The organism is Massilia sp. Masssp93, assembly GCF_059491295.1.
Map to the genome: position 1 here is coordinate 6,818,366 of NZ_CP168502.1, position 12,063 is coordinate 6,830,428.

Below are 12,063 nucleotides of genomic sequence, written 5' to 3' on the forward strand. Positions count from 1 at the left end.
CCCAGAAGGCCGCGCGCGACAGCAGACTGGTAAGCCTTACGATGATCGACAACCTGGCCGCAACCGCCGCCGACTCACTATCCCCAGCGCAAGAAGAGCTCGACCCGCTGCAGACCCACTTCCAGGAGGGCGTGGCGCCGGACGAGATCGAGCAGGTGTACCACCTCAAGCGCGCACAGCCCATGCTGCAGGCGTTCACGGCGCTGTTCCACGGCTCGCAGGACGGCGTCATCGTGCGCCTGCTGGTGCTGCGCGAACTGGCGTCGGACACGATGGACTCGGCGTTTTCGCGCGCCGACATCAACACCAAGTTCGCCTACCTGATCCCGGAAAGCCTGGAAACGGTGCTGGGCCGCCTGCGCAGCCACGGCCTGCTCGCGTGGGACAATCCGGCCGCCGTCTACCGCATCACGCCGCTGGCGCGCAACGTGCTGGCCGCGCTCGATACGCTGCTGGCGCTGGGCAAGCCGGAAGAGGACGAGGCCGAGATGGGCTTCCTGCTGTCTCAGGTGGCGGGCGCGCAGGCCGTGGGCGGCATCACCGTCGACCAGCTGAAGCACCTGCTGGGCCGCCTCGTCGAGCTGCACGAGGAATTCCGCGACGCCATCGCGTCCGGTTCCGAATTCCGCCTGCGCGCGTCGCAGGCGAAGTGGCACATGGCGTGCGACTGGGTCGAGAAGGGCTCCGTGATCCTGCGCGCCATCACGTCCGACGAGCGCGCCGATTCGGCCACGCACCGCGCTGCGCAGGCGATCGGCCGCGCCCAGTCGCAGCTCTTGAACATGCAGGGGATGTTCTCGCGCGCGCTGAACCAGATCGAGCGCCAGCGCGTGCACCTCGGCCAGTCCGGCCTGTCGACGACGGACATCAAGCGCTGGCTGCTGGCGCACGACGACCTCGCGGGCCTGGCCGAGGATGCGATCGACCGTCCGGTGGTGCCGCTGTTCGCGACGCCGGCCGAGATGATCGACGTGGCCGAGACGGAACTGATGATGGAGCGCGTCGTGAACGTGGCACCGGGCGCGCTGCCGAACGGCGAGGACGCGGCGATGACCATCAACGACAACCCGGCGATGCAGGCGGAGCTGGACGACTGGATCCGCCGCCTCGCCGATTTCGCCAGCGTGGACAACTTCCCCATCATGGCCGAGGGCGCGCCGCGGAGCGTGCCGATCCAGGAATCGCTGCTGCCGGCCAGCTTTGCCGTGGCGTCGTACCGCGCCTCGCTGCTGCCGCTGCTGGGCGACCCGGCCGAAGCGAACCTGCAGGGTCCGACCGCCGAACTGGCGCGCCTGCCCGTGCGCTTCGATTCGGCCGACGAAATGGTGCCGCTGGACGACCCGCACATCGCGGCCATCTCGCGCGCGACCCTCTCACTGAACCTCGATCTACCGAGTACTCCGGAAAGCAAGACGCAAGATGAATGACGACGCCCAAATCCTGATCGCGCGACTGCTCACGCACCAGACCCTGCGCCGCGACGACAAGATGGTCAAGCGCGCGCTGTCCGACGACCAGTTCCGCGCCGAGATCGACAAGCGCCTGCTCGAATGCGGCCTGAAGCTGCTCGACAACGTCTACGCCGACCACGTCACGCTGGCCCTGCACCGCAACGTCGAACCGAAGATCTTCGGCGCCAAGGACATCTGGCAGAACAATAATTTCGGGCTCACGCGCGACGGCGTGGCGCTGCTCGTCGTGCTGTGGGCGCAGATCATCCTGCCCAAGCGCCAGCGCCAGGAGACGCACCAGTCCATCGACGTCGACCAGTCCGACATGTTCGACAAGGACAATCCGATCCCGCGTGCCGAGGACACGTCGATCGGCATCTCGTACACGACGCTGCTCGCCGACTTCGGCGACAAGCTGGGCAAGAAGACGCGCATGGACATGAACCTGGGCCTGCTGTCGAAGCTCGGCTTCATCGAGCGCCGCGGCGACGTGATCCTCGAAGGTCCGCTGCTGGACCTCCTGATGGACACCGACGTACTCAAGGAACGCATCATCAACGGCGCGCTGGCCGACGTGTTCAAGCGCGCGCCGCTGGCCGCGGCACCGCGCCGCCACGTCAGCGAAGCCGCCAACGACGAGCCGCCGGCAGCGATCGACGCCGCCGCGGACACCGACACGCCCCAAGCTTAAGAGACCCGCATGTTCCACATCAAATCACTCGAGCTGGTCCACTGGGACTACTGGCAGCGCATCAAGAACATCCCGCTCGACGCCAAGATCATCACCATCGCCGGCCAGAACGGCTCCGGCAAGACGACCTTGCTCGACGCGCTGCGCACGCTGTTCGGCCTCGATTGCTCGATGGGCCGCACGTACAAGCACTACGCGCGCCACTCGGGCCAGCAGAGCGCCTGGCTGCGCGCCGTCGTCGACAACAAGCCGTCCGGCCGCCAGCTGTCGAACCGGCCGTTCCGCCACTCCGGCTTCTTCAGCGACGACGAGGTCACGCTGTTCTGCCAGGTGCAGAAGAACGGCGGCGACTGGAAGCGCCAGTACCTGATGCGACCGGGGAATATCCAGATCGAGGAAGTGACCGAAGCCACCGACTGGCTCGGCGTCGAGAACTACCGCAAGCGCCTCGCGTCGGCCGGCCTGTCGCCGGCGATGTCGAAGGTCCTCGCGCTGGAGCAGGGCGAGACCGATAAACTGTGCGAATACGCGCCGCGCCAGTTGCTGGACCTCGTGTTCCAGGTGTTCGGCGACAAGGAAGTGCTGGACGCGTACGACGAAGCGAAGCGCCACCAGCGCGACACCGAGTCGGAACTGAAGCGCTTCGAGGCCGAACTGGAAACCTCGCGCATCAACCTGGAAGGCCTGCGCCTGCGCGTCGCCAACTACCACCAGTGGGAAGACCTCAACAAGGAACGCCGCGCCCTCGTCGAGGAAGTGCTGCCGAGCCTCGAATATCACGAGGCGCGCGAAAAGGCCGCGAACGTCAGCCGTGCGCTGCGTGAGGCGAAGAAGCCGCTGATGCAGGCCGACGGCCTGCTCTCCGAAAAGCGCAACGCGCTGGCGGCGCAGCAGCGCGCGCTGACGGAAGCGCAGCAGCAGGAAGTGAAGCTCGAACAGGAAGCAAATGAGCTGGCGAGCCGCCTGACGCAGGTGAACGCCAAACTGAAGCCGCTGGAAAGCCTGCTCGAACAAAAGGAACGCCTGAATAAACTGGCGGCCGACGCCGGCGCGGATATCGCGGAAGTGGCCGCCCAGCTGGAGGCGAAAGAGGCGGAACTCGCGAAGAAGAAGGCCGAGCGCGAGGCGCTGGCCACGAGAATCGCGGGCGAGCTGGCGACGATCTCCGCATTGCAGGGCAAGACCACGATGCCCGAGCCGGAAGCCCAGCGCCAGATGCGCCGCGCGCTGCGCGATGCCGGCATCCCGCACGCCATGCTGTCGGACATCGTCGAAGTGACGGACCCGAAGTGGCAGGGCGCCGTCGAGGGTGTGCTGGGCGGCTATGCGTCCGTCGTGCTGCTGGAGCGCGCGAAGGATGCGGCGGCGGCCTACAAGCTGGCGGAGAAGGAGCGTTACCGCCACTTCATCGTGCCCGATTGCGTCGACGCGCCGGTGGTCAAGGACGACACGCTGCTGTCCGTCGTGCGCTTTTCCTCCAAGGCGCCGTCGTGGCTGATCGACCAGCTGGAACGCATCGAGCGCGTGAATTCCGTCGACGACGGTTTCAAGAGCGATGGCGACGAATGGATCACGCCGGACGCATATCACCGCGAACGCCGCGGCGGCCGCTCGCTGTTCGTGGAGCCGTCGCGCTACCGCTTCGGCGCGGCCGGCAAGACGCAGCGCCTGGAAGCCATCCAGAAGGCGCTGCCGTCGCTGGAAGCGCAGGAAGACACGCTGACGCTCGCGATCAGCAAGCTGGCGGCGGAAGTGTCGGCGCTGCGCGTGCGCATCGCCGGCGTGGACGCGGCGAAGGAACTGTCCGCGCGCCAGGCCGAATTCGAGGAAGCCACGCGCGCGCTGGAGCCGCTCAAGGCCGAGCGCCTGCAGGTCGGCGCGCGCCTGGGCGAGCTGCAGGTCTTGATCAAGAATGCGACCGTCACGCGCACGCGTGCCGACACCGTCTGGCAGAACGCGCGCATGGCGTTGTCGGAAGCGGAAGCGGGCATGCGCCTGAACAACCGCCGCGTGATCGAGCAGCGCAGCGAACATGCGCGCGAACTCCTGAACCTGCGCCGCGGCTGGCGCCACGTGCCGCAGGCCTGGCGCAGCACGCAGCAGCGCGCGGCCCTCGTCGCGACGCACCAGAACGCGCACCAGGTCAAGCTGCGCATGAATTCCCTCGACGCGTCGCTGGCGCGCCCCGACTGGGAACAGGACCCGACCGTCATCGACCAGTACGGGCGCCTGAACGACCAGCTGTCCGGCCGCCAGGTGGAGACGGAAGAACGCCGCTACCAGAACAACCGCGCGATCGAGGCGACGGACAACGCGCGCGGCGCGTACATCGAGCGCCTGCGCTACACGATCAAGACCTATTCGAAGAACATCCGCGAACTGGGCGAGCTGGCGAACATCGACGTGTCGGTCGACCCGGTCCGGCTGGAGAACGACGACGTGCAGCTGGCCCAGGCCGGCCTGCACGTGCGCTTCAAGTTCGACGGCAAGGGCCAGATCGGCATGAACGACGGCGAGGCGTCGGGCGGCCAGCAGGTCATGAAATCGCTGGTGCTGCTCATCGGCCTGCTGAAGTCGGAAGAGGGCTCGGGCGGCTTCGTGTTCATCGACGAACCGTTCGCCCACCTGGACATCCGCAACATCCAGCTGGTCGGCGAATTCCTCAAGAACACCGACGCGCAATACCTCATGACGACGCCGCTGACGCACAACACGGACGTCTACGATCCGTCCGACCTCACGCTCATCACGAGCAAGAAGAAAAAGGACGTGCAGTGGGCGCAGCCGATCTTCGTGCTGCAGAGAAGGCAGCAGGGCGATCCGGAGGCGAAGGCGGCTTGACCGCCATGCCGCGGCAAACGAAACGGCCGGCGTCCGCGAGGGCGCCGGCCGTTTTCAATGGTGCGCCGGCGTGCGGGCCGGCGCGGGACGTCACGCCGTGGTGAGCAGCATGTGGCCCGTGTCGGCCGTGACGTAGGCGCGGGTCAGGTCGAGCGTGCCGACGATTTCGACGGCGTAGTCGGCGGCGCCGATCGTACCGTTGCCATCGACGTCGACGACCAGGAAGTGCACGCCCGGCGTACCGGCGGCGCCGCTGAAATCGACGTAGGCCGCTTCCGGCTTGCCGGCCGCCTGGAAGTGGACGGCCGCGTTGATCAGGCCGAGCAGCTCGGTTCCCGTTTCGGTGCCGGACAGGGGCTGGGCGGACTCCGTATAGAACCCGTCGATCTTGACGCCGAAGTCGAGCACCTGCATGTGCGTGGCCTGCGCCGCGCCGCCGGTCCCGACGTTGATGACGTCGAAGCCGTGCGCCGCCTGGCCATCCGCGACGATGGTCGATTCCTGCACGGCGCGGTACACGAAGGTGCTCGAGCCCGCGGTCGCGTTGATCGTATCGGCGCCGTTGCCGCCGTAGATGGCGCTGGTGACGTGATTGTCGCTGTTGTCCGCGGTGCCGAGGGCGGTGATGTGGTCGTCGCCGTCGTAGCCCCAGACATTCTGTCCACTGAGCGTGTCCGCGCCGGCCGTGCCAAGGGCGTACGTGATGCCGTTGTCGGTATGAACGGTCGCGCTCGGGCCGACGCCCAGGATGCCTTGCACGGCCGTCGTCTGCACGCCGAACGTGACGGTGCCGTCGGTCGCCTCGCCGATCTGCACCGACGCGTTGCTGCCGTCGGTCAGATAGACGTGGCCGGCCTGGGTGCTGGTCAGCGAGATGCCGGGGTACGTCGGCTGCGCCGAGTAGGCGACGAACGGACCGTCGATCGTCACCGGCGTCGTGTAGGTGGACAGGCCGCCCAGCGACGCGACGCTCAGCGTGACCATCGGGTCGGACGCGCTCAGGTCGAAATCGTGCAGCGTGATCGTCTTGGCCGTCGCGTCGATCGTGGCGCCCGTCGCCGTGACGAAGGAGCCGGCGCCGACCTGGACGTTGACGCTGGCGCCGGCGTCGATCGTGCCGGTGTAGGCGAAGACCAGGTCGGCCTTGGTCAGCGCCGTCTGCGTGCCGCCCTGGGCGCCGCCGGCGATGTGGTCGAACGCGAGTCCCGCGGCGGGCGCCTCGCCTTCGAGCGTGTACGGCATCGACGTGGTCGTGGCGTTGCCGGCCGCGTCGACGACGCGCACCTGCAGCGTGTGCTGGCCATTGGTCAGCCACGCCGTCGCATGGCCATTGGTATCCGGCGCGGTGCCCGGAATCCAGTGGATGCCGTCATCCGTGTACTGCCAGGTCGCGCCGGCCTCGATGCCGTCGACCTGGATCTGGCCGGCGTACGTGACGTGGTCGGTGGCGCTCGCGCCGGTATCGTTCACGAACGAGACCGTGGGCGCGGCTGGCGCGGTCTTGTCCATGTCGACTTCGAGCGCGTTCGTCGTGCCCGTGTTGCCGGCGAGGTCGGTGACGACGTAGCGGATGAAGTGGGTGCCGTCGGCCAGCGGGTCGCTGTCCTTCGCGCCGACCCAGGTGCCGTCCGCGCCCGTATCCGACAGCTGGAATTCCACCGTGGCGGCATTTTTCGCGCCGTACAGGTTGACCCAGTAGTTGTCAGTGTTGGTCAGGAGGCTTGTCGCGGCGAGGTCCTTGCCGTCCGTGCCCTGGAACGCGAGCCGGGCGTTGACCGCGGCCTGGACCGTGTAGTCGAGCGAACCGAGGCCGAACGTCTCGGTGCCGTCGGCCTGGCCGAACTCGCGGACCAGCAGGCTGTGCGCGCCCGCGCCGAGGTCCAGCAGGGCCACGCCGTCGGTATCCGCGGCCGGGCCCGCGGTCCAGGTCGTGCCGGCGTCGGTGCTGTACGACCAGGCGGCCGCCGCATCGAGGCCGCTGACCTTGACCTGGCCGTTGCTGGTGAAGTGGTCGGTCGCGCTCATGCCCGTGTCCTGGACGAGCTGCACGGCCGGCGCGCCGGGCAGCGCATGGTCCATGACGATCTTCAGCGCGTTCGACGGGGCCGTGTTGCCGGCCGTGTCGGTGACGACGTAGCGGATGAAATGGGTGCCGTCGGCCAGCGGATCGCTGTCCTTCGCGTCGGTCCAGGTGCCGTCCGCGCCCGTGGCCGACACCTGGAAGCCGACGGCCGCGGCCCCTTTTGCGCCGTGCAGGCTGACCCAGTAGTTGTCCGTGTTGGTGACGAGGCTGGTCACCGTCAGGTCGTTGCCGTCGGCGCCCTGGAGGGCGAGCGTCGGCACGAACGCCGTTTTCAGCGTGTACTGCAGCGTGGTGGTGGCGCTGACGTTGCCGGCCGCGTCGGTGCTGCGCACATGCAGGGTCTGGTCGCCGGTCGCCGTGGTGTCCAGCAGGGCGGTGCCGGTGTTGCCGGCGGCCGGTCCGGTGTGCCAGGTCTTGCCGTCGACGCTGTATTGCCAGGTCGCGCCGGCTTCCAGGCCGCTGATCTTGACCTGGCCGTCGTTGGTGAGGTGGTCGGTGGCGCTGCTGCCGGTATCCGCGACCAGCTCCACCTTCGGCGCCGCGGGCGGCGTGGTGTCCACAGGCGCGGGGGGCGTGACGATGTTGTCCACGGCGGTGAGGCCGCCCTGGTCCGCCGCCTGGGTCACGTCGTGGAGGCTCGTGCCGGCCGGGAGCGAATCGACGATGCCGGCCATGCCGCCGCCCTGTTTCAGCGTGGTGAGGGCCGTGGTATCGTTGGCGGCGGCCTTGCCGACGCTCGCCAGCGCCTCGACCATGGCGACCGGATCGGCCTTGCCGCTGGACGAGGCGAGCAGCGTCGTCAGGCTGCCGCTGCCGGCGAGGGCGGCGATGACTTCCGGATTGTCGTGCGCGGTCTGGACGAGCGATTTGGTGGCCGTGACCAGCGCCGTGATGTCGGCCGCGCTCGTCGTGGGCGTGACCGCGGCGATCAGCACGCGCGCCGCGTCGATCGCGGCGCTGCCGTCATAGGGCACGCCCGAGGCCGCGACTGCGGCGGTGAACTGGGCGGCGGCTTCCTGGCGCAGGGTCGACAGTTGCGCGTCGGTGTCCTGGGCGCCGTTCATGATCTGGATGGCGGCGTCGGCGATGCTGACGGTGCCCGAGTCGATGGCCTTCGTCCAGTAGTCGAGGCCGGCCTGGTCGGGCGCGCGGTTGAACAGTTGCTGGTAGACGTCGGCGATGCGGTCGGCCGGCGTGGCGCTGCCGAAGCGGTCCGTCGCTTCGGTCGACGTCGAGAACGCGTCGACGATGGCGCTGAAGTCGCCATTGTTTTGCGCAAGGGCTTGCGACCAGTAGGCCAGGCCCGCGGGATCGGCAGGACGGCCGTAATACGCGAGGTAGAAGGAATTGACGGCGGCGTCGTAGTTGGTTGCCATGTAGTTAATAGTCCTTGTTATGGGCGGCGGTACTGGTTTTTCATTTCCGCATAGAACTAAAACTATAGCATTGAAGAATTTGAAATTGACTAATGGAAATTGAATATTGGTGAACTGTGGTTTTTCATACGCACGCGTCGCTGCCGGGCCGCGCCAGGACGGGAGACCGGTCCTGGGCCGCATGGGCGCGCGCGCCCGCGTGGACGAGGTGCGCGCGCAGCACTTGGCAGGCCGATTCCCCGATGACGCGCCAGTGCTCGCGCCGCAATGCCGCGCGCTTGCGGTGCTTCGACGCCATGTCGGCCAGCGGCCGGGCGTGGAACGGCAGGGCGATATGCCATGCGCGGCCCGGCATCTCGGTGCCGCCGAGGATGCGCCAGAATCCGTCGTAGGCGTTGGCGAAGTGTGTTGCGGCGCCGGGCGCGTAGGCGCAGTGCCAGGCCGACTTGACGGCCACCACCTGGTCCACGCCCAGCGCCTGTGCGATGCCCTGCAAGGCGGCGAAGCAGAAGAAGCCGGGCGTCGTGACCAGCGGCGAGTTGTGCGGGAATGCGCGCCGGAAGGCGTCGACGGCGTCGACCGCACCGGTGCGCGGGCCCTGGTTGCGGGCGATGAAGGGCAGCATCCCGGGGCCGCCCATCCCGGCGGTGCCGGCGAAGCGTTCGTCGACCCAGCTGAACGACAGCCGGTGCACGCACTTGCCGTCGGCCAGCAGGGAAAGCGTCAGGTCGCCTTCCGCGTTCAGGCGTTGCGCCATCCCGAGCCGGACCGCGACGTGGCCGCCGTCCGTGTCGTGCTGCCACAGCACGAGGCCGCCGTCGCGGTAGACCGCGTGTTTATAGGCGGCGTCGAAGGTGGCGTCCTCGAAGCGGTAATGGGTGAGGACGCAGCGCACGCGCTGGCGCAGCGACAGCCCCTTGGCAAGATAGTTGCGATGGCTCAGGTGGTGAAACACGTCGTCGTGGACCTGGGTGACGTAGTTGCGGTAGATGTCCATCGCCAGCAATTCCAGGTGCGCGCGGCGGAACAGCAGGACGCGCAGGCTGCGGGCGATGCATGCGGCCCAGGAGGCGAAGGGGTAATGGCGCCGCGCCATCCAATGGCGGGTCAGGTGCGTGAAAACCATGTGTTCTCCAGATGGGTGACTGGAGCCATGGAATAAATGTCAATACGTTGCGTGGCCCCGGCGGCCATTCTCCGCAGCGTTATGCATCACGTATTGGAGTGCGACAAACGCCGGCGGCGCGACGCCCACCGGCGCGTGCCGGGTCCGGGCCGATCAGATGTGGATCAATATTTCGAGAGGCCGGCCGCACGCGGCGCGCATGCGGCGGTCGAACTACAGCTTGCCGATTTCCTTGCGCTTGCGCTGGCGCCAGCGCATCAGGCCGGCCGAGAAGGCGGCGAAATAGGCGGCCGTCACGCCCAGGCACAACATGGTGATGGGGCTGTCCGTGAAGCGTGGGTTGGGGTGGCTGCTGCCCTGGTTCATGTAGATCTCGATGCCGAGGTAGATCACGCGCGCCACCAGCAGCATGGCGACGAGGATGCCCATGCGCGACGGCGGCGTGAAGAAATAGCCTTCGGGCGTGTCTTCGAAGCGGGTGCGCGAGAGGCCGTAGGTGCCGAGGGCGATGCCGGCGATGGCGCCGGCGGCCAGTGCGGCCAGCTGGAACGGGCGGTCGCCGAGTTCCGTGCCGGGGACGAGGACCATCGCGGCGAACACGAACAGGCCCGTGTAGTGGCGCGACACGATCGAGCGCTGGCGCGTCATCTGGTTCTTGATGCGCGAATAGATGCGCCAGACGAGCAGGGGGACGAGGGCGATGAGGGCGAGGGTGGTAAGACTCATGCGATGCAGGTTACGGGTTCGTTACGGCCGGCGCGGTGCGCTTGCGCCAGGAGAGCAGGCCGAACGCATAGCTCGTGTAATAGCCGGCCAGCACGCCGAAGATCACGAGGGTCAGCGGGCTCGACACGAACTCATGGTGCGCGAACGAGCCCAGCATGTAGTACTCGTATGCGCGCCAGGCCATGCGGCCCATGAACAGCAGGGCCACCACGAGGCCGATCGGTGCGTTCGGGGTGAAGAAAAAGTCGGTGCCGACCTGCTCGAAGCGCGTCTTGCCGATCGCGATCCGGCCCAGCACGGCGCCGACCGGCAGCCCGGCCGCCAGGCCCGCGAGGGCGAACGGATTCGTCTTGATGCTGACGACGGCCAGGATCACGATCAGCAGCGGGAAGAACACCAGGGTCGTGCGGTGACGCCACGTCTTCGAACGCTGGCGGGTCGTCAGGCGCCTGATGCGGCTGTACATCCGCCACAGCACGAGCGGCGCGAGGACGGCGGCAACGACGGGAGTCGGCAACATGAGGTTCCTTGGGTTACGTTTTGTCGAATCCGCCATTGTAATCCAGGCGCGCGTCGACAAACGGCTGCCCATGGTAATGTTTTGGCATCTTCAGCAGGAGCTTTCCATGATTCCAGACCCGATCGCGACGCGACGGTCGATCCGGCACGAAGCCCATCGTGCTCCCGATCCCGCACCCATCGAAGAACCGCCGCCCGACCCGTTCGAGAATACCGATCCCCACCAGCCGCCGATCCGCACGCCGCAGAACGACGAGCCGCCGGTCGACCCGAATCCGAGCATCGTGCACTGACGCTAGGCCAGCAGGGCCGCGTGTTCCTGCAGCAGGGCGGCAAGCAGTTCCGCCATCAGCGTGACGCGCGGCGCGCGGCGCACGTCCGGGTGGACGGCCAGCCACAGCGGGCGGCTCAGCACCTGGCCATATTCCGGATGCAAGGCCAGCATCGGGTCGCCGCGGCCGAGGAAGTGCGGCAGCACGGCGACGCCGAGCCCGGCGCGGCACGCGGCCAGCATGGCGGCCGCGTCGTTGGTCCAGAACGCATACGGGCGTCCGGCCACGAATTTCGCCAGCCATTTCTGCTGCGGCGTCTCCTTCATCGCCTCGCCATGGCCGATGAATTCCCACTCCTCCGCGGGCCGCTCGAACCAGCCGGGCGCCGCATACAGTCCGTAGCCGGTCTGGGCCAGCGGCCGGGCCGCGAGGCCGTCCTGGCTGGGGCGCGCCATGCGCAGCGCCAGGTCGGCCTCGCGCCGGTACAGGTCGGCCTCGCGGACTTCCCCGATGATTTCCAGTGCGATCGCCGGCCAGCGCGCACGCAGCGCGCCCAGGCGCGGCACGAGGAATACGCTGGCGAACACTGGCGGTGCCGACAGCCGGACGACGCCCCGCAGGGTGGACGCGCCCGCGCCGGCGCGCGCAAAGGCCAGCGCCTCGTCTTCGACCCGGCGTGCCTGGGCCAGCAATTCCTCGCCTTCCGCGGTCAGCGCCCAGTGTTTCGGCAGGCGGTCGAACAGGCGCACGCCCAGGCGCGTCTCGAGCATGCCGATGCGGCGCGCGACGGTCGAGTGCTCGACCTGCAGCACGCGCGCCGTCGCGCTCAGCTTGCCCTGGCGCGCCAGTTCGACGAAATAACGGATGTCGTCCCAGTCGAGGGTGCCGCCCCCGGATGGCTCGGGTCGACCTATGGATTTTTGCACGGTCATTGACGATTTTTTTGGATTTCCGACGATTTTTAATCAATCTACCATG

The 12,063-nt window shown here is 67.9% G+C and carries 9 protein-coding genes; 4 read left to right on the forward strand and 5 right to left on the reverse strand.

Features of this window, described 5'->3' with window-relative positions:
• Positions 1-41 precede the first annotated feature (41 nt).
• The 3 genes from ACEN9Q_RS28660 to ACEN9Q_RS28670 are packed head-to-tail and all read left to right on the forward strand — an operon-like array spanning position 42 to position 4,983.
• Complete coding sequence (locus tag ACEN9Q_RS28660) at positions 42-1,427, forward strand: hypothetical protein (protein WP_495626842.1); 1,386 nt, start codon at positions 42-44, stop codon at positions 1,425-1,427.
• Complete coding sequence (locus ACEN9Q_RS28665; RefSeq protein ID WP_056448632.1) at positions 1,420-2,142, forward strand: hypothetical protein; 723 nt, start codon at positions 1,420-1,422, stop codon at positions 2,140-2,142. The genes ACEN9Q_RS28660 and ACEN9Q_RS28665 overlap by 8 nt, the downstream gene beginning before the upstream one ends.
• A gap of 9 nt (positions 2,143-2,151) precedes the next feature.
• On the forward strand, positions 2,152-4,983 hold the full coding sequence (locus ACEN9Q_RS28670; RefSeq protein WP_495626843.1) for an ATP-binding protein: 2,832 nt from the start codon (positions 2,152-2,154) through the stop codon (positions 4,981-4,983).
• 90 nt (positions 4,984-5,073) lie between these two features.
• Here the strand turns inward: ACEN9Q_RS28670 and ACEN9Q_RS28675 are convergent, their stop codons facing one another.
• From ACEN9Q_RS28675 to ACEN9Q_RS28690, 4 genes are all read right to left on the reverse strand, one after another.
• Positions 5,074-8,442, reverse strand: coding sequence for a beta strand repeat-containing protein (locus ACEN9Q_RS28675; RefSeq protein WP_495626844.1), 3,369 nt, complete (start codon positions 8,440-8,442; stop codon positions 5,074-5,076).
• Positions 8,443-8,566: 124 nt separating this feature from the next.
• On the reverse strand, positions 8,567-9,568 hold the full coding sequence (locus ACEN9Q_RS28680; RefSeq protein WP_495626845.1) for a DUF535 family protein: 1,002 nt from the start codon (positions 9,566-9,568) through the stop codon (positions 8,567-8,569).
• Between the two features lie 213 nt (positions 9,569-9,781).
• Positions 9,782-10,294, reverse strand: coding sequence for a CcdC protein domain-containing protein (locus ACEN9Q_RS28685; RefSeq protein WP_056448624.1), 513 nt, complete (start codon positions 10,292-10,294; stop codon positions 9,782-9,784).
• 10 nt (positions 10,295-10,304) lie between these two features.
• Positions 10,305-10,814: a CcdC protein domain-containing protein gene (locus ACEN9Q_RS28690; RefSeq protein WP_495626846.1), complete on the reverse strand. Its 510-nt coding sequence runs from the start codon at positions 10,812-10,814 to the stop codon at positions 10,305-10,307.
• Between the two features lie 106 nt (positions 10,815-10,920).
• Between ACEN9Q_RS28690 and ACEN9Q_RS28695 the strand changes: the two genes are divergently transcribed.
• The gene (locus tag ACEN9Q_RS28695) at positions 10,921-11,106 is read left to right on the forward strand and encodes a hypothetical protein (RefSeq protein ID WP_495626847.1); all 186 of its coding nucleotides are present in this window, start codon (positions 10,921-10,923) and stop codon (positions 11,104-11,106) included.
• A gap of 2 nt (positions 11,107-11,108) precedes the next feature.
• Here the strand turns inward: ACEN9Q_RS28695 and ACEN9Q_RS28700 are convergent, their stop codons facing one another.
• Positions 11,109-12,017 carry a LysR family transcriptional regulator gene (locus tag ACEN9Q_RS28700; protein WP_495626848.1) on the reverse strand — a complete coding sequence of 303 codons (909 nt, stop codon included), beginning with the start codon at positions 12,015-12,017 and terminating at the stop codon, positions 11,109-11,111.
• Positions 12,018-12,063 lie beyond the last annotated feature (46 nt).